This window comes from Microbacterium sp. AC026 (assembly GCF_979258475.1).
On sequence record NZ_OZ409857.1, the window covers coordinates 2,011,358 to 2,029,239 of the forward strand.

Below are 17,882 nucleotides of genomic sequence, written 5' to 3' on the forward strand. Positions count from 1 at the left end.
GCTCGGGACCAATGCGGCGATCGAAGTGCCGATCGTTACGGGAGGACGATGACCTTGCCTGAGATCGGCCCCTCAGCCGCTTCCGCGTGAAGCGCCGGAAGCTCAGTCAACGGGATGCGACGAGTGACCTCAAGCGCGAGTACCCCGCTATCAACCAGCGCCACGAGCTCGGCAAGCTTCTCCGCATCGCTCCGTACGAACACAACCACAGACCGCACTCCCCGGCTGGCATCATCCGGCGCCGGCATCCAGGCCGTGGTGCTCACCACGACTCCCCGTCGCGCACGAGTCGCACCAGAGCGGTGAACTCGTCCGGCTCGATGGGAGCCAGGTTGAGCAGGAGGTCAACCTGCTCGGTGACGGCTTCCAGAACGTCGGTCTCGGTGTGGTCGATGATCTCGTCGGCGCCCGCCGCACGCACGGTATCCGTACTCCGCGGGCTGGCCGTCGCGATGACGTATGCGCCCGCACGCTTCGCCAGAGCGATCGCGTACTTGCCGACCACTCCGCCGGCACCGACGACGAGCACTCGCTGACCGGCATCGAGGCCGCCGTCGTCGAAAAGAGCCTGACGCGCGGTCAACGCGACCGACGGGAACGCCGCAGCATCCGCGAGCGGCACACTGGTCGGTGCCGCGACGAGCGCGTCCGCCGGGGCGATGACGTACTCCGCCGCTCCGCCGTCGGTTGCCATCGGCAGGAAGGCGATCACCGCGTCACCCACAGTCAAGCCTTCGGCTCCGTCACCCAGGGCGTCGATCGTTCCTGAGACGTCGTATCCGGGGATGTGCGGGAGCACCACCGGGATCGGCAGGAAGCCCGCGCGCATGCCGTTGTCGGCGGCACTGAACGCGGATGCTGCGACGCGCAGCCGCACTTGACCGACGCCCGGGGTTGGCTTGTCGATCTCCTCGTACTGCAGAACCTCGGGGCCGCCCACTTCGTGGAACAGTACTGCCTTCATAATCTTCCCTCTCGTCAAGTACTTCGAATTCGAAGCACTGGGTTGAAGGTAGCACTGCTTCGAATTCGAAGCAATACGTATACTGGAACCATGAGCACACGACCCCCTCAGCTCTCCCCGACGGAGCTCGCGGCCTACTTCGCCTTCACCGAGGTGAGCAGCCTGCTGCGGCATGCGGTCGAGAAGCAGCTGCGCGACGTCGGCAAGCTCAGCTACGTGCAGTTCCAGCTGCTCGCGCGGCTCGGCGACGCTCCGGATGGGTCACAGAGGATGACGGATCTTGCGGATGGAGTCGTGTACAGCCGGAGCGGGCTGACGTATCAGGCGCAGTCCCTGGAGGAGCGCGGGCTCGTCCAGCGTGGACCGTCACCGGAGGATGAGCGCAGCACCATCGTCGCGATCACGGACGAAGGGCGGGATGTGCTGGCGAATGTGTTCCCGGGGCACATCGAGGCCGTGAAGACGCATCTGTTCGAGTCGCTCAGTGGGGCGGATGTGGAGATGCTTGCGCGGGTGATGACTCAGGTTAGCGGGCACCTTCGGGCGGAACCGCCGCGGAGTGCTACCCCGCGAACTCGCACCACGAAACCGAACTAGCCGGCGGCGCGTCGTGAGTGGCAACGGGCTTCGCGAACACGCTCTCCGGAACCTTCGGAGGCATGGGCGGATGCGCCGTCAGCGGAAAGAGTCACTGAACTTCATCTTTCGGCTTGCGGGATCCCTCATCTTCGGCGTAGCGGGTTCTGGTTGTGGAAACCACCGCCCTCAAAGTCTCAACCACGCGAATACCGTACGCAGCGACTATCCGCAGCAAGAGGAACGATCCGACCACAAGGAAGATGATCACGAGAGTGGCCATCACTTCGCTCGTTGCCCCGAACTCACTTGCCAGGATCAGAGCTTCTTCGTGAGTGGCAATCGTCACCGCGCCGGAGTCGGCGATCGGGTTCTGGAGCAAGTCCGCCCGAACCTCCAAGGTAGTCTTGAAAGCATTCAAAGCTACGGCCGACAGGCTCAACGCTATTACCGGCAGAACTGATCTTGCGCTAACCCCGCGGGTAACCCGGTTGCGGTCCGCGATGCTTACATCCGCTAGTCCGGCCTGAAGCGAATTCGAGTCTCGGCTGACGTTGCGTGCTCGCCAAATTTCCAGCCCGATCGATAAGACAGCCGCCAGTAGGGAAGCCCAAGCACTTATCTCCGCCATCACAAATGTGATCCTATCTTCGTGTCCAGCGCAATCATCCACTACCCCGCTGCCCTGCCCCCCCCCCCCCCGCCAGGGGTGCGGCAAGATAGGGCAGAGACCACGAACAGCATCGGGAGCAATCAGATGAATGTCTGGGGCGTGCACAACAACGTACTCACGAATGAACTCATTGATGAGGGGTTCATCAGCATCGGTTGGGATGAGCTCGGCTCACTGACCGACATCAGCGGCGGTCGAGAGGGGATCAAGTCCAGGCTCAGCGAGCTCACCCCCGATGCGAAACCGCGTTCGATCGCAGGGCAGGCGGGGGTGCTCGTTCGCTTCCGTGATGAAATGCAGGTCGGCGATGTCATCGTGGCTCCGTTCAAGCCAAACTCCACGATCAACATCGGCATCGTCACGAGCGCGTACTACTTCGAAGCCGATGCGACGGTCCATCGGCATCGTCGCAAGGTCGCATGGAAGCAGCTGGGTCTGCCGCGGACCGTCTTCACACAGTCCGCGCTCTACGAGATCGGTTCCGTTCTCGCAGTGTTCCGCATCCGAAACCACACCGATGAGTTCCTCGCGGCACTCAACAGCACCGGCAGGTCACTCGAGCAGGTCTCTCAGGCCGTCGAGAGGAAGATCATTGAATCGCAGACGGCAGACGACACTGACGATGAGCCGCGGGCGTCTCGCATCGAGCGCCACACGCGCGACTTCGTCCTCGAAGCGCTCCACAAACGACTAACCCACCAGGAGTTTGAGGACTTCACGGCAGCTCTTCTCCGCGCCCTGGGCTACCAAGCCCGCGTGACGCAATACTCGCAGGACGGTGGTGTCGATGTCATTGCACATCGTGATCCGCTCGGCGTTGAACCGCCTCTTATCAAGGTGCAGTGCAAGCACCATACGGGCACGGTCGGCTCACCTGAAGTACAGCAACTCATCGGTACACAGGGCCTGGGCGAGCTGTCGCTCTTTGTCACCTTGGGCTCTTACACGCGTGACGCTTTGGCGATCGAACGTCAGCGTCCTGGACTTCGGCTGCTCACCGGCGAGGACCTCGTGACGATGGTGCTGGAAAACTACGAAAAGCTTCCGCAGCGTTGGCGGGCGGAGATCCCGTTGACAAGCGTGCTGGTTGTGTCGGATAGCGCCGAAGCCTGACCGTTCGTGACAGAAGCTTCATCGAGCCGCGAGACCGCGGCTCGGACGTAGCTCCTACGCTTCCACGGGCTCGTTCACTTAAGTCTTTTGTTGACCTTGATCGGATTCGATGTCCTGTCGAAGCTGGCGACTATGCCCTTCGAGTAAAGCGCATCGAGAAGCGCGATGCTTGCCGATGAACTCGGCACCTTGGGTTTGTCGCGTCCGACGTATGTGAGCTTCAGGTACTCGCCACCGAGCGCACGCAAGACGACGAACACTTGTTCTGCTGTCGCGTTGATCAAGTACGGCCGCAGGAGCGTCAGTACCTGATCCGCCGGCGCGTGATTGGCGGCCATCTGAGCCACAACTGCGTAGCTAATGGTAATCCCGAGGCCGGCCGCCAGCCGTGCCAATTGAAGGAGCCCCGCAGGACCGCCATGCGGTGCGTACTCGTCGGCGTGTTTGACGATTTCACGCTTCACCGCGTCGCTGACGGCAGAACTCGCGAGCAGCGGTCCGAGATCGCCCTGCACCAGCTCTGGGGTTATCCACTCTCGAAGATTCGGGGAGGAGCGAAGCACGCCCTCTCTTGTCACCCAGTCGGTAGCGGCGAGGTGCTGATACGTGGCGGCACTGGCTGAGATGACGTTCCGAGACCGTAGCTCTGCGAACAACACACCGCGCTCAGCGGCCAGACTGCTGGCAGCGATGTAGTTCTTCAGATTCAGACTCTCAGCAAGCTTGGCACGCAGAACCGGCCGGAGCGTCGTAGCCGCAGATATTAGCGTTTCGGCCAGGTCTCTCTTCACCACCTCGTCGGCGTCGTCGAGTTCGGTGATCGCCCCCGCGTCGAGGACAATCGCCAGCGCAGCATCCACTCCTCCGATGTGAGCCACGTAGGCCGTCACATTCGCGAGGGTCGCCGGGAAGCGGTTCGCCTGCGCAAGTGACACCCACGTCTCAGTGGGAACGTCGTCGAGGTCCAAGATCTGACTCTCAGGTGACGCGGCAGCGACAACCGCATCGACGAACGTCGGCGCCGCGTCCTGTATCTCGACGATCACCGCTGCGAAACCTGCCTCCGTCGCGTTTGAAGGAGATTCACCTCCGATGGCAGAGAGATAGGCGGGGAGTTCCGCAAGCGCTTTGCGAAAGACGTACTCTCGAGACTTCTCGCGGATCTCGTCCAGCCCGAGTCCAACATCCTCGCCGAGGGCGGCGTGTAGGTTCCCCGCGTTCATCTCGTAATTTCCAAGCCGAACAAATGCCGAACGCATGCGGTCGCTCAGTGGCGTCAGGTCAGGGATGACGATCCCAGCTTCTTTGAACAACGACGCGATGCGGCCCGCCGCTTGCACGGTGAGCTCGTCGGAGACGGCGGCCGGGAGCTCCGAATAGTTTGCCGCCAAGAACTTCTTGGCCGCGTCATCAACTCGCTGTTTCGGCCGATCCGCGAGGCGTGCCAGGCACCCGCTTACAAGGGCGCTCCGCGCTTCGTCGTCGAGCTCGGCTTCACCGATGAGGTAGGTGAGCACGCGTGGACTGACACCGGTGAGCCGGGCAATCAGTCGGTCGGCGTGGGCGCCACTGGCTAGGTAGCTCTGCAAGAACCGGATGCTGTCAGCGTCGAACCGCGCGAGCGCTGCGATCATGACGCGCGCCGAGGGTTTCTTAGTGCCGAGAAGGTGATCGAGGATGTGCACGTTGTAAAGGGCAGGGTCGGAGAGAGACGGCTCACCTCGTTCCCTAATGACCGCGTCGACATCGGCGGGATCGAGCCGGAAGTGCTCATCCATGAGACCGCTCTCGACATGATGAATGATGAAGTTCGTCGCTGCAGGGCTCACTCGGTCACCGTGGAATGTCGACGTGTACAGCGTGAAGTTGCGGTCGATGAGGCCTGCCTTCAAAAGCTCAAACGCGAGGCCACGAGTCAACAGCTTCTGAGCGACCGTCTCAAGCGAAACTTGCTCCCCCTCGAAGCCCCCGAGAAACTCGGGACGCTTGATAAGATCGGCCATGTCCGCTTTGCGCAGGAACGCCAGATTTTCCTGCAGCTCTGCGATCTTCTCGTTCGCGGCATCGCGGTCCGCTTCTTTCCAGGCAGTCGGGTCGAGCTTTTCCCCGACGAGCGCCTCGATATCCGCCTTGTTCAGGGTGATCTGATTCCCGCCGTAATACGGGTTGTGCCAGATGACGGCAGCGGACCCATCTCCTTCGGCGAGCGACTTCCAGAACCCTGCCGAGTGGAAGTAGTCAGCCGTGCGCGCGCTGCCGGCGAATTGGTAGGCAGCGTTGGCTGGCTGCATTGCCGTCGCCCTCACCATCATCCCGATGCGTTCGATCAAGTGCTGGCCCAGGCGCGGCGCTCTCGCCGTGGCACTGCCGGCCCGCGTGAGCTCTTGGCGCAACGCGCGGAGCTCGCGCTCGACCCGGGCTACGTTCACGCCGACGAGAGACCGACTGATTCCGTACAGCCGGTCGAGCTTGCTCTTGCCGAGGCGGATCACCTCGAAGTCGCTGAGGTGGGTGCTCTTGTAGAGCATCATTGCGAATAGGTGGGTCTCGCTCAGATCTAGCTTGTCGCCGTCACCAGAGAAGATCCGGCCGCGGAAAACCACGAACTCGTTGCGGACGTTCTTCAGGAGGCGCATGTCTGGGACGAAACGACCGGCAAGATCGATCAGGTCGTTTGACACTTCGTGCGTGATGCCCCGAAGGATCTGCGTCGTCAGGTTGCGCGCGCTACGGTGCGTGATAAATGGCACCACTGGGATAACCAGGTCGAAGAACTTCGTCCGATTCGCGCGCACCGATTCCGCCTGGGCCGGATCTTCGAGGCCCGTGGCGGCGGCGTCGGGCTTGCGCCCCTCAAGTTCGAGGCCGATGCGGTCAAAGATGCTGTCTTTGATCGCGTAGATGAACCGGACCGGGCGGTTCTCGATCTGCGGCGCAGTGTTCAGAAGCGTATTGAGGGAACGGAGGGTCTCAAAGATGTGCGAGTCGTTGAAGCGGTCGATGTCCTCAAAGATGACCACGCGATGCTTCGAGGTCTCGAAGAAGTACACGATCTCGTCGAGGTACTGGTCGAAGTAGGACACGGACTTCTCATCGAGAGTCACCGCAGCGGGCCCGGCGGAGAACTGTCTAATGTGGACACGGCCGTGCAGCAGCCAGCGGGTGAGGTAGGCTGCCCCGCTCGAGACGAGAAAGGCCCCGGGGTAAACCCACAGTCCGATCTCACCCAGCGGCTCGAGAGTCGTGGCGGTAATTGCACCCCATCCGGCAATGAGAAAGATGAGCGTGAAGACGAGCCCAGCTAACCCGGCGAGTGCGGCCTCGCGCCGCTGGTTGAACCGTTCGATGCGGCGGAAGCGCGAGCCAGCAGCGTTGTCGGGCTCCTCCCGGTAGAGCAGCTGCTTGACGATCTCCTGTTGAATTCGGTTCGTCGGAGTTGTTGCTTGTCGCGGCACCGATTCATCGAGGTCTGACTGCTCAATCGGAGCGAGCGTCGACAAGGACAGCTCGACCACTTCATCACCTTTGAGCCTCGAGACTTCCTGGATAATGCTGCTCTTGCCGACACCGTAGTTACCTGAGAGCGCGATGTTACGTATGAGGGGGCTATCCAGCGCCTTGACTATGGCGTTCGCATACTGTGAGTGTTCCGACTCCATGAAGTTCGGCGTGAGCGCGACCAGGTCCCACTCGTCGAGCCGCCGAGCCCCGTCACCTACATTTGTACTATCAGCGGCGGTCGATTCACTCGCTGTCATGTTTTTCCTGATTCGCATAGGTAACCCCGATTGTGACAGCGAAGTCCGAAACGACAGTCAAGCAGGGTAGAGCCGAACGCGGACTTGTTGCTCCGGCTTGCGGTCCTGCGTCACGCGCGGAGGTGTCGCCGGACAGCCATTTCGATGATCATGATCGCCCGCATCGATCGGTCAGTCTGTTTTAAAGACCGTCGAACCCAGGCAGCCCGACTGCGCCGAACTGCGCAGCACGCAGCTCCTCCTGCGTGGACCTGGTATGTGTAACACTCTGGTCTGCGTATGGGTCCGGCACCAGTCCATCGATCAGTTGCCCCGCGAGTACCTGCTCGAGCGCGCCTGCCTGCTTCGGTTCAAGATCCACTAGGAGACCGATCACGTTCAACAAGTCAATGAGATCTGCGGTGTACTCGGGGAGCCAGGTTGTCGGTTTGAATCCGTCAAGCACCGATTCGCGTCGATTCTGCATGGTGGGCTTTGTGCGATCGTACTTTCGGCTGGAGAACCACCTGTCGATGATCCGCGTTCCATCAATCTCGTATCCGCGGATGGCAGGTGTCACGTTCCCGATCGCACCGGCACCCACATAAAGCGTGCTGGAGGATTCATCGAACGAGAGTTCGTTCGGAAACTCCTCCGCTTGCGAAGGCATCGGCGAAGCAGCGAGTGCGTATGGCGCGCGATCCGCGGGCAGGCGGGGCGCCCCGCCGCTCGACGTGAAGTGGTCGCCCTTCGCTCCACGAGTTCCGTAGGTGTGCAGGAACACCACCTCGCGTCCCAGCGCTGCCACGCGCTTAAACAATCCGACGTCAGCCGTGAATGGAACGCGCACGCCTGGCCTCGACAACTGCTGCTTAAAGCGATCTACGTACGCTGACTGACTCGAGATCCCGGCAGCGTAATAGAAAACATCGTCGGGCGCCACGTCCTCCCCGTAGACATCTTTGAGGGTGGCAAGGAGGTCCGGGCGAACGTTGCTCGTCCAAGGGTTCGGGAACCTAAGCGGGTAGACGCGGCCGCCGCGATTGCCGTAATGATGCATGTCGGGCGGCGTTGCCGCGATCGATACGGCAGGACCGCCGCGCGGCGGCTCCTCATTGGGTGCCGTCATGAACGCCTGCTCGTCGCCCGCAGATGCCCATAACGAAGGATTCGGCCGGTTGATGACTCGCTTGTCCGGAATGATCCACTGCCGATCAAGCGATCGGAAGCTGTAACGGATTGGCGATTCCAGCGAGTCTGATTCGCGTACTGAATCGTGTTGGTCTGCAAAACCCGGCAACCCACCAACGTTTCGCTTGTCGACTCGCCGATCGGTCGGGTGCTCGAGAAAGAGCTCTCGCTGCACGTTCACCTCCACAGCCGACAGGAGATGCTTGGTCCGCTCGTTGAGCGTGTACGCGTCCGGGGCAACCGGCCAGGTGCGGCCGATCATCGCGCCGGATCCGTCGTACGTGAACAGATCGCCCAGCGCCGGATAGTTAGCCCAGTCTGAGTTATCGAGCGGGGCGAACGGAGCTCTTGAATGCTCTGAAGCCTCGAGCCACCCGTCGTCATCCAGCCGAACCTCGAGAAGCTCAGCAAACTTTTGCTTCCTCTGTCCGGCGGCCAGCGAACGTACGAGCACTCGACCAACGCCAGGATCCGAGTCAGGTCGGCGAACGGCCATGACAATGCAAACCGCGTGCTGCACCTGCTGGAAGACTCGGGATGCAACTGGCGCCTGATGTCCCTCCGGAGAACATTCGATCACGTAGACGTCGGTTGCTTGCTCCCGCAGTTTCGCGCGCATCTGCTGGAAACCCTCGCCGTCGAGCCAGCCGGCAGCGGTGATGAAGCTGACAATCCCCGGTTTGTGGCGCGGCACCGAATCAAAAGCTTTCCAGGCAGCCCAGCGCCAAAAGTAGACGTACAGGTTTCGGAGATTCTTAACGTGCGGCCCCACGCCCCATGACGGCGGAGGTGTGTAGTCGCGGAGAGGCGCGGCACCACTTACCCCACCGGTCTCAATCCAGCCCCCGAGCCCCGCTGCCTTCTCCTTGTATGGGGGATTTCCCAGAATCACCATGATCTGCTCGTCGCGCTTGATCTTGTCTGCTGCGCGTCGCGAGGCCGCAATGGGCTCGTAGAACTGCCCGAGCTGCCCAAACAACTCACTCTCTTGGTAGGGGTTCGACAGCGTATCTGCGACATAAGTGCGCAGATCGCCGGCCAAGGCGGTGCTCCCGAAGGATTCCAGCTCTGCAAGCAACCGGAGCTGCGCGACGGCGAAAGGGCCGAGCTGAATCTCGAAGCCAATGACGCGGGAAAGCAGAGCTGTGACTGCTGGCCCTTGTCCCCCAATTCCATAATCGGTGGCGTATCGTTCGGCGACGACACGAAGGACCTCGAGGAGGTAGGTCCCAGTTCCCATCGCGGGGTCGATGAGACGAACGGTGGGATCCGCGAGACCGCCAGTGAGGTCGACGAGATCACGCAGAGCCTCATCTGCAAGGTTCGTCATGGCACGCACGACCTCGGGCGGGGTGTAGTAGGAGCCAGTTTTTTTCGGAGAGCAGGGTCATACTCTGCGAGGAAATGCTCGTAGAAGTACAACCATGCATCGGTGTTTCCACGCTCCAGCAGGTGCCACTTCACGGCCGAAAAGACGCGCTTCATCGTGTCAATCGCTCCGACCAGACTTGACGTCTTCTCCGCGGCGTCACCGAGAATCAGAAGGGCACGGCCGATTAGCGAGTTGGAGTCGCCAAGCTTCTTGGCGACCTGATCAGTCGGTAGCTCAAGCGAGATCCCCTTCGCCTGCGCGATTAGGAGTCCAAACGTCACCGCCTGGGCGTACCCATCCGCGAACTGCTTGTCGGTTGCATCGGGGAAGAGGAGGTGGCGCCAGTCTTTGGCTGTCTTCTTAAGAATCGCGTCACCACCGGAGAGTTCAAACTCAACATCGTCGCGAAGAAAACGGCACAGCCGTGCGGATACGGAGGCGAGTTCAGACGCCGACTTCGGGGCAATCGGCGCCCAAGAGTAGAACTTGTACAGCAGTGACTCAAATTCCGTTGGCGCGGCAAGTGAAGCCCCGGCCACCTCGACGTCATCGTTGAGAGTCAATACCGACCCAACTCGCTCACCGTTCTGCCAGAGACTCCACTGCTGCCCATCCGTGTAGATCACATTTGGAAGCAGTCTCAATCGTTCAAACTGAGCTACGTCGTGCTTCGTCTTGAATCGCCGTGGGTCCGCGCCCTTGCCGAGTGCCTTAACCTCGACGAACCCGACCAGCAATCCAGCCCGATCGACCGCGAAGTCAGGTCTCGACGCTACTTCGGGCATCTTCACTTCGCCTACGACAGCGACGTCATCGAACCCGAGCGCGGCGGCGCTGGAAATGAGGAAGGCTTCCACCGGTGGACGGAGCTGTTCTTCGGGCTCGCCAGACACCGCATGTAGGGCGAGCTTTGACTTGAGTCCGGCGCCGAGCGCTGATACTGATTCCCCGAATGTCACCACAACTGCAAACGTAGCGGGCGGTCCCGACACGGCCTTCCATCGTGCTCGGGCGTGTCCCCTGAGCCAGCTGCCTTCGAGTAAACCTTCTTAGCGTCGAGGTGGCACACATGCCGATCAGCCCGCGTAATCAAACGGCCGAATCGACTTTGTAGGCATAAAACGCGATTCGGATTTCTGGATTCGCGGGCGATCGTTGGAGTTGAGGACAGGTGCTGCCCCATCAACCACATGGGATCGGACGGCGTGCAAGCTGGCGACGCCATCGCCATCCGCCAACCAGGCCGACACCGCCGTGGACAACGCCCGCAGGTCAGCGCCAAGATCATCCGAGAGGGCACGGCAACATCCGCTCCGGGCAGACTACCGTCAACAAGAGCTTCCCCGAGGATAGCGACCTTCGACCCACACCCCCGTTAGATCGTCTGCTTCGACACCCCGGCGGACCCCGCGAGCCCTTCGATGGTCACGGCCCCGTAGCCACCGGCCGTCAGGGCGCGCGCATCGCATCCAGAACGAACCGGCGCGCTTTTCTGCTGCGAGGACGAGGCACCTTCCGAGCGCACTCAGGCGTACACTGAGACATAAGTAGACGCACCGTTGCGTAACCCAAGTCTCAAGGAGCTCGACCATGGCCCTCACCGCACACTCCACCATCGGCGACTGGATGAACGACCCGACCGGCGGGCCACTCATCCGCGGACTCTTCGAGCAGACGGGCGCCGACCCCGAGCTCCTCACCCCCGTGCTCGGCCTGCCGCTGCAGCAGCTCGTCGCGATGAGCCAGGGCCAGCTGCCCCAGTCGGTCGTCGACGACCTCGTGCGCGCTGCCAACGGCGGCGAGATCCCCGAGGCCGACGAGTCCGAGGGCTGGACCGAGAAGCCCACCAGCGGACGTTTTGCCGGCAAGACCGTGATCGTCACGGGCGCAGCATCCGGAATCGGCAAGGCCACGGCATCCCGCGTCGCCCGCGAAGGCGGACGTGTCATCGCATCCGACATCGCCGCCGACAAGCTTGACGCCCTGAAGGCCGAGCTGCCGGATGCCGACATCACCACCGTCGCGGGCGACCTCACGAAACAGGAAGCGATCGACGCCGTCATCGCCGCCGCGGGCGACCGCATCGACGCCCTAGCGAACGTCGCCGGCATCAACGACGACTTCTCCCCCGCGGGCGAGACGACGGATGCCGTCTGGGACCGCGTCATCGCCATCAACCTCACCGCCCCGTTCAAGCTCATGCGCGCGGTGCTGCCGATCATGGAGAAGGCCGGCCGCGGCTCGATCCTCAACGTCTCGAGCGAAGCGGGTCTGCGCGGCAACTCGTCGGGCAACGCCTACACGGCCAGCAAGCACGGCATCATCGGCGTCACGAAGTCCGCGGCGTTCATGTACGGACCGAAGGGCATCCGCGTGAACTCCGTCGCACCGGGCGGCGTCGCCACCGGCATCCCGATGCCCCCGCACATGTCGGAGTACGGCTCCGGTCGCCTGGCCCCGTTCCAGCAGGCGATCCCGACGGTCGCAACCGCCGAGCACCTCGCGGCGTCGATCACATTCCTGCTGTCAGACGACGCCGTGAACATCAACGGTGCGGTTCTGGCATCCGATGGGGGATGGTCGGTGCAGTAAGCCGGCCGGCCGCCCCTCGGCGGCACGCATGCCTGGCTGCCGTGAGTTACGTGCTGACGTCGGTACTGTGACTGAGGGGAAAGGGGTGCTGGATGGCCGGAGAAGTATTGGATGACAGCTTCGCCAGTGATGACGTAGAGCTGCTGGCTCATGGATACGCTTTCGTTGGCGCAGTACATAGCCTCGTTCAGGCCTCGAAATCTGCCACGAAGCCGGATCTGATCTTGGCTGCTGCGTGCCACTCGTTGCGCGACGGAGACAAAACCACCGATGAGCTTCGAAGTGTGGTGACTCGTGTTTGGCCAGGCGCTCGGGTTGGGGTCGAGGACGTTGAGACGTCGCTCTCGATGGGCGCTGAACTCGGACTACTCCACCTCGTGACGGGACTCGACGAAGCAAGACTTTGGCAGCTGACCCCGAGGGGCGTGGACGACGTACAGCGTCAAGTGGATTGGGTTAGCTCACTCCGCGAGCGCACCGCCGCAGCGCTGCGGATAAAGGCGAAAAGTGATCTCGGCCTCAATATCAATCCCCCGCAGGCAGAGTTGTGGCTGGAGCGTATTGTCGGTGCACTGATTGCTGGCATCACCGCGTCCCAGGACGCGTATCTCGGTCGAGTGGACCATCTCGTGGGTAAGCGACTCTCGCCTCGCAAAGTGGACCGAAACCTTGTCTTGTCTCACCTTGATGACGTCCAATCCGAAGCGAGCATCATCGAGTTCTTGAAGGCGTGCACCGTCTCGGCGCTGGACCCGCTCGATCCGTTTGGAGACGAACTGGTCTCGCACATCACCACTGGGTGTGTCCTCCATTCCTACGTGGCGGGTCGTGAGTCAGCCGCAGTGCTGGACGCGCTCGGATCTCCCGTAAACCAGAGGGCCCTAATTGACACGCCTGTGCTGATCGAGCTCATTGGACCGTCTCGGGTGAGCCAATCTGTCACCGTCACCATCACGACCGCGGTGGAAGCGGGATGGGATGTCGTGGTCTGCCAACACTCCATCGATGAACTTATCGGCGTCATCGAACTCGAGGTGCCGCAGATCCGCGAACAGTTCGCTCAAGCTCATGCCCGCGGGATAAAAGAAGAGTGGTACGCGAGTCTCGCGCCGAACCAGCTTCCATCGTTTGCGATCGAGGTGCTCCGAGACGGCACATACAAGTCGATCGACCAGATGGTCGGCGCGGCCAAGTCGATCGCCCAACGACTTCAAGGCTTGGGTGTAACCGTCCGTGAGCACTTCAACGATAACGATCGTCCCAACGTGGACCGTTGCAGGGTTGCTCTCGAACGAGAGGTGGCGGGCACCCATAGAAGTAACAACGCCATCCAGCGCGACGCTGAGTCCATGGCCCTCATCTGGCGCCGTCGCCGACGACAAGAAACCGGCAGCCGCTGGCCCGGCGGATGGATAATCACCCCGGACCGGCACCTCTCAGCTCCGTATGCCGAGATCGCCCGCGGGGATCGCGTCGCACTCACGCTGAGCGTCTCGCAGTGGAGCACGCTCCTGTCCGTCACGGTTCCCCCCGTTGACGTCGTGGGTCTGGCCGAAGCGGCGGCTTCGCAACTAGTAGAAGAGGCGATGTGGCTGCTCCCATCTCGCTTCCCAAGCGACGTCGCGCTTGAGCTTGCGGAGCGTCTATCCCCTGAACGCGGGGGTTCAGAGACGGATATTAGGTACGCACAGATGACCCTCGATCTTGCTCTCGACGCGGAACACTCAGAGCGAACAGCCAATGCCATCGCCGCCGATGTGCTTGCTGCAAGGGTTAAGCGGCAGGAACGAATCGCCAGGCTTCAGGTCGAGGGTGCCGATGCAGCGGTCGCTGATGCGGAAGCGTCGCGAAAAGCAGCGGAGGCACTCGCGGAGGCACATGCAAAGGATGCGCGCTCTGCACGCGAGGAAATCCAGTCATCGAACACTCTGGTGTCGAACCTCGAAGTTGAGCTTGCTTGGCATCGCCTCCGACTAAAACGAGTACTCGTATCGGTCGGGATCGTCGTTCTAGGGGTGCTTGCGATTGCGACTGCTTTCTTCCTAAAGGCGTGGCCTTTGGTCATCGTGGTGATGGTTGGGGGACTCGCGTTCGGGTGTTGGGTTCTCTACCAGTGGTGCCGCTCGGAGACGGCTAAGCTTGGTCGGATCATCTGGGCCGCCATCGTTCAAGGGCTCGGTCTCGTCTCGGCCGTAGTGGGACTCGTCGCGGATCTCGGCGGTGGGAAATGACGGGTCGTCGGCTCGCAGCGCGGCGTCAGCAGTCCCCTGCGAGCGGTTGTTGTAGCGTTATTTAGAGGCGTCCGAGACGCTTCCATGACAACCACGACGAGACAAATCTGGTTACGAACGTTCGCCGAACATCATTATCGTGCAGAGTGCGCCGCCGATCTGCTCGGGCATTGCCCGGTCCCACCAATCGGCGCGGCAGACGTCGCCCGGCTCGACGCGAGCTGCCAGCCTCTCTGACTGGAACCATGACGACAGTTCGAGGGCGACCTGGTCACTCGCGAACGCCTCGAGGGGCTACTGACGATCCCGATAGTCTCGCAACAACCGGTGAACATAGCTTCGGAGACTCTGCTCCCCAGCCAGTTTAGGTAGTACACCTTCGTCGTACTCGACCCCTGGCGACCCGGCAAGCAACGCAATGGCAGACGACTTCGCGATGGTGCAAACGAACGCTTGTGCCTTCGCCGAGGAGTCTCGCTTCAGCCCGAGGAACTCGCGGCCAGTGCCAAGCTTCACCGCCTTAGTCCAGTACTTGGCCTCGATGACCAATAGCGCCGATTTGCTTTGAGGGTCGACGCTGGCCGCGCGACTCCGGTCGGCGTCCTTCTGCGGGATCACCATGACATCTGCCTCGTGCAGAACCTTCGATCTCCCTACGAAACGGATTCCAGTGTGGACCTCCAACGGGGGCCTGCTCCCGACTGTCAGAACGGCGTGAGTGAAGGGCCCGACTGACGATCCGACGGAATAGATCCGCCCTGGGCTGCGTCTGAGGTGGAACCGCTTCGATGGTCCAGCATTGTCTCTAATCTCGACGGTGTACCCCGCGATCTTTGCAGCCTGCAGTATCAGCCCGAAAAGGTACGCCTCATACAGGTCGTCTCCAGCCGTCGTCGAGGCGGACATCGTCGTGGGGAGAGCCGCAGGAAGTTGATCGCGCAGATTTTTCAGTAGATCTCTTGGGGTTGAAGGCGTCGGAATCGCTGAAGCCACGATCAGCGCCTCCGTCGACGAGAACGCGAACTGAGTCGTTCGTCCTGCGGTTCGAGCCACTCAGCCCGAGAGACACCGGAAACCTCTCGTAGCTCTCGAAGCGTCTCGAGAACCTGTGTTGCCGCGCTCACTCGAGCCTGGTCGGGCTCAGTCACGGTGGAGTATGAATCGGCAGCCGCCTCAGGAGGCAATCTCTCAGCGAAGTCTGCGACGTCGTCGCTGAACAAGATCGTTGAACCGCCGTCTCTTGGCAGGAACTCGCGCGCCATATCTACAGCGCCCTGTTCGACGTCAAGGGTTCCAACCACCGCCATCTCCACGAGATCCAATAGGCCGGAGAGCTGTTCCGTAGCCGTGAGACTGCGTCGACGAACATCACCAGGCAGGAGTTTCTCGGTCTTACGCCGGCGGGCTCCGCTTGACGGGTCCTCCGTAGCGACTTCGACAATCCGACCGTTTGCCACGTCGTCGAGGTGCTGTTCGACGATTGCGCTCAAACCCACGTCGGGTGTTCTCAGGAGGCGCACCAATTCGTTGACCATCTGACGGGCTTCGTCTTCGCCCATCACTCACCCCTATCCCGCTGCCCGAGCGGTCGCCTTACGAATATAATCACTGCGGCGGTCGCTCTCCTAAGATTCATCCCGCACCCGCTCCGACCGTAGCGCCCAAACGGCAAGTCGACAACAGGTGCGCAGCTGCAGCATGCGATATCGCGTAACAGCTCCTGCCTACTGCTATCCGGCTCCCCGCCTAAAGTGGCTCGCATGAAGAAACTCCCCGCGCTCGCGACGCTCGCCGTCGGCATCCTCCTGCTCTCCGGATGCTCTCAGGCGTCGACCATCGCTGCCTGCGGCCAGGTCGCCGCTCAGGCCGCGCAGGTCACCGGCGTGATCTCTAGCGTCAGCTCGCCGACTCCCGAGGCCGCGCAGGCAGCGCTCGACGAGGTCAAGAACGTCGCCGAGAACATCCGCGGTGTCGACGGACCCGAGGAGTTCGTCGCCCTCCGCGACTCGTGGACGACTAGCATCGACGCATTCGCCGCCGAGGGCGAGAAGGCCATCGCGGGCGATATGACGGGCCTGGACACAGCGACAACAGAGATGCGCACGGCGACCGATGCGATGCTCGCCTACTGCACCCCGTAACCGGAGCCCGTCACTCTTCCTGCTGAACGCTCATAGCGATCTCGAAGCTGTCACCGATCACGCGACCTCCGTCGAAGACGGGGTCTTCATCGAGCGTCTCGAGCACGCGAGGATCGCTCGTGACGGCAGCGGTTCCGCGGTCACGCGCCTCGCGAGACGGCCAGGTCGTCACCGTGACCACGACGGACTCCTCGGCGTTCGTGCCCGCGAGATCAGCGATGCTCTTCAGCTCCCCCGGCTCGTACGATGCCCCGTCTGCGTGAAAGTCACCCGGGTCGGCCGAGTCGCTCGACTGCCAGTAGTCCACGACACTGATCGCACCGTGATCGCGGTAGACCTCCGCCATGCGCTTCGAGAAGTCCAGGTATGCGGCCTTGCGTTCCGTCGGCACCGGAACGACGGTGATGTCAGCGATGACCATTGTCTGCTCCAGTCCTCAGCGGTGAGTGTCCGTCGCCAGGGTATCCACCGTCGGCCTCATCCGAACAGACGTGTCCTACCGCGCGATGCCTCGCAGCAACCGCGTCACTGTCTCATCGACGCGCTCGGCGCTCAGCGGCTGACCGATGAGCGCGGCGTACGACGCCATGGCGATGAGCTGGTCGGCGATCGCGTCAGCATCCACGTCGGCCCGGATCTCGCCTGCCACCTGTCCGCGCGCGATCCGTTCAGCGACCCACGAGCGGATCGGTGCCGCGAGCCTCTCGTTGAGCGCCAGCCCGAGTTCGTGGTCGGTGGCGGTCACCGCGATCAGCGCTCGGGCGAGTGCCACACCCTCGGGCTTCGCGAGACCGGCCGACATCGCCGAGAACCAGGCGTGCAGGTCGGCCCGGATGTCGTCGCTCATCCCGACGGCGGGGTCGGCTCCTGGCAGGTCTCCCTCGAGCAGCGCCTCGCCGAGGATCGCCGCCTTCGACGGCCACCACCGGTAGATGGTCTGCTTGGCAACTCCCGCGGTCTCGGCGAGCCCCTCGATCGTCACCGCTTCGTAGGTACCGGCCACGACGGCTGCGCGCATCGCCTCGAGCACGGACTGGCGCGCGGCTTCACTTCGGGGACGGGGCACCTGAACAGGCTACTCACTACGAAACCCACTGAGCCGCGTCTACTAATGGGGAGGTACGAACTCGCGAAGTGTGGACTAGAACTCCGCATCGCGCGCGATGCGCGCGATGCGGCGCTGATTCCCTTTGGTTGACTCCCAGGGACGAATAAAATTGCTCGCGTCCATGGCGTCTGTCTCGGGCGCGCTCGATTCGAACTGATAGCCCGAGCGCTTCCATGGATGCCGA

The 17,882-nt window shown here is 62.2% G+C and carries 15 protein-coding genes; 5 read left to right on the top strand and 10 right to left on the bottom strand.

Features of this window, described 5'->3' with window-relative positions; all coding sequences use genetic code 11:
* Nucleotides 1-35 precede the first annotated feature (35 nt).
* Nucleotides 36-248, bottom strand: a complete 213-nt coding sequence (locus ACZZ93_RS09965) for a zinc-binding dehydrogenase (protein ID WP_463511734.1) — start codon at nucleotides 246-248, stop codon at nucleotides 36-38.
* A 14-nt stretch (nucleotides 249-262) separates the two neighbouring features.
* On the bottom strand, nucleotides 263-964 hold the full coding sequence (locus ACZZ93_RS09970) for an NADP-dependent oxidoreductase (protein ID WP_463510991.1): 702 nt from the start codon (nucleotides 962-964) through the stop codon (nucleotides 263-265).
* Between the two features lie 90 nt (nucleotides 965-1,054).
* Here ACZZ93_RS09970 and ACZZ93_RS09975 point away from each other — a divergent pair, with 90 nt between their 5' ends.
* The gene (locus ACZZ93_RS09975; protein ID WP_463510992.1) at nucleotides 1,055-1,561 is read left to right on the top strand and encodes a MarR family winged helix-turn-helix transcriptional regulator; all 507 of its coding nucleotides are present in this window, start codon (nucleotides 1,055-1,057) and stop codon (nucleotides 1,559-1,561) included.
* 91 nt (nucleotides 1,562-1,652) lie between these two features.
* On the opposite strand, the gene ACZZ93_RS09980 is transcribed toward ACZZ93_RS09975, so the two are convergent.
* On the bottom strand, nucleotides 1,653-2,171 hold the full coding sequence (locus ACZZ93_RS09980; protein ID WP_463510993.1) for a hypothetical protein: 519 nt from the start codon (nucleotides 2,169-2,171) through the stop codon (nucleotides 1,653-1,655).
* Nucleotides 2,172-2,297: 126 nt separating this feature from the next.
* Between ACZZ93_RS09980 and ACZZ93_RS09985 the strand changes: the two genes are divergently transcribed.
* Complete coding sequence (locus ACZZ93_RS09985; RefSeq protein WP_463510994.1) at nucleotides 2,298-3,326, top strand: restriction endonuclease; 1,029 nt, start codon at nucleotides 2,298-2,300, stop codon at nucleotides 3,324-3,326.
* 74 nt (nucleotides 3,327-3,400) lie between these two features.
* Here ACZZ93_RS09985 and ACZZ93_RS09990 read toward each other — a convergent pair whose 3' ends face one another.
* The 3 genes from ACZZ93_RS09990 to ACZZ93_RS10000 all read right to left on the bottom strand — a co-directional run bounded on the left by ACZZ93_RS09990 (nucleotide 3,401) and on the right by ACZZ93_RS10000 (nucleotide 10,618).
* Complete coding sequence (locus ACZZ93_RS09990) at nucleotides 3,401-7,084, bottom strand: YobI family P-loop NTPase (RefSeq protein ID WP_463510995.1); 3,684 nt, start codon at nucleotides 7,082-7,084, stop codon at nucleotides 3,401-3,403.
* Nucleotides 7,085-7,265: 181 nt separating this feature from the next.
* Nucleotides 7,266-9,584 carry a type ISP restriction/modification enzyme gene (locus ACZZ93_RS09995; RefSeq protein ID WP_463510996.1) on the bottom strand — a complete coding sequence of 773 codons (2,319 nt, stop codon included), beginning with the start codon at nucleotides 9,582-9,584 and terminating at the stop codon, nucleotides 7,266-7,268.
* A complete protein-coding gene (locus ACZZ93_RS10000; protein ID WP_463510997.1) occupies nucleotides 9,581-10,618 on the bottom strand; it encodes a hypothetical protein in 1,038 nt (345 codons plus the stop codon). Before ACZZ93_RS10000 ends, ACZZ93_RS09995 begins: the two co-directional genes overlap by 4 nt.
* A gap of 598 nt (nucleotides 10,619-11,216) precedes the next feature.
* On the opposite strand from ACZZ93_RS10000, the gene ACZZ93_RS10005 reads away from it, so the two are divergent.
* Entirely contained in the window at nucleotides 11,217-12,218 is a 1,002-nt protein-coding gene (locus ACZZ93_RS10005; protein WP_463510998.1) for an SDR family NAD(P)-dependent oxidoreductase, read from the top strand.
* A 92-nt stretch (nucleotides 12,219-12,310) separates the two neighbouring features.
* Nucleotides 12,311-14,449 (top strand): hypothetical protein, encoded by a 2,139-nt coding sequence (locus tag ACZZ93_RS10010; protein ID WP_463510999.1) that lies wholly within the window; start codon nucleotides 12,311-12,313, stop codon nucleotides 14,447-14,449.
* A 294-nt stretch (nucleotides 14,450-14,743) separates the two neighbouring features.
* Here ACZZ93_RS10010 and ACZZ93_RS10015 read toward each other — a convergent pair whose 3' ends face one another.
* Both ACZZ93_RS10015 and ACZZ93_RS10020 read right to left on the bottom strand, forming a co-directional pair.
* A complete protein-coding gene (locus ACZZ93_RS10015; RefSeq protein ID WP_463511000.1) occupies nucleotides 14,744-15,070 on the bottom strand; it encodes a hypothetical protein in 327 nt (108 codons plus the stop codon).
* Between the two features lie 374 nt (nucleotides 15,071-15,444).
* A complete protein-coding gene (locus tag ACZZ93_RS10020) occupies nucleotides 15,445-16,008 on the bottom strand; it encodes a hypothetical protein (protein ID WP_463511001.1) in 564 nt (187 codons plus the stop codon).
* A gap of 201 nt (nucleotides 16,009-16,209) precedes the next feature.
* Between ACZZ93_RS10020 and ACZZ93_RS10025 the strand changes: the two genes are divergently transcribed.
* Nucleotides 16,210-16,590, top strand: coding sequence for a hypothetical protein (locus ACZZ93_RS10025; protein ID WP_463511002.1), 381 nt, complete (start codon nucleotides 16,210-16,212; stop codon nucleotides 16,588-16,590).
* Between the two features lie 10 nt (nucleotides 16,591-16,600).
* On the opposite strand, the gene ACZZ93_RS10030 is transcribed toward ACZZ93_RS10025, so the two are convergent.
* The gene (locus ACZZ93_RS10030; RefSeq protein WP_463511003.1) at nucleotides 16,601-17,011 is read right to left on the bottom strand and encodes a DUF1428 domain-containing protein; all 411 of its coding nucleotides are present in this window, start codon (nucleotides 17,009-17,011) and stop codon (nucleotides 16,601-16,603) included.
* A gap of 75 nt (nucleotides 17,012-17,086) precedes the next feature.
* The gene (locus ACZZ93_RS10035) at nucleotides 17,087-17,656 is read right to left on the bottom strand and encodes a TetR/AcrR family transcriptional regulator (RefSeq protein WP_463511004.1); all 570 of its coding nucleotides are present in this window, start codon (nucleotides 17,654-17,656) and stop codon (nucleotides 17,087-17,089) included.
* Nucleotides 17,657-17,882 lie beyond the last annotated feature (226 nt).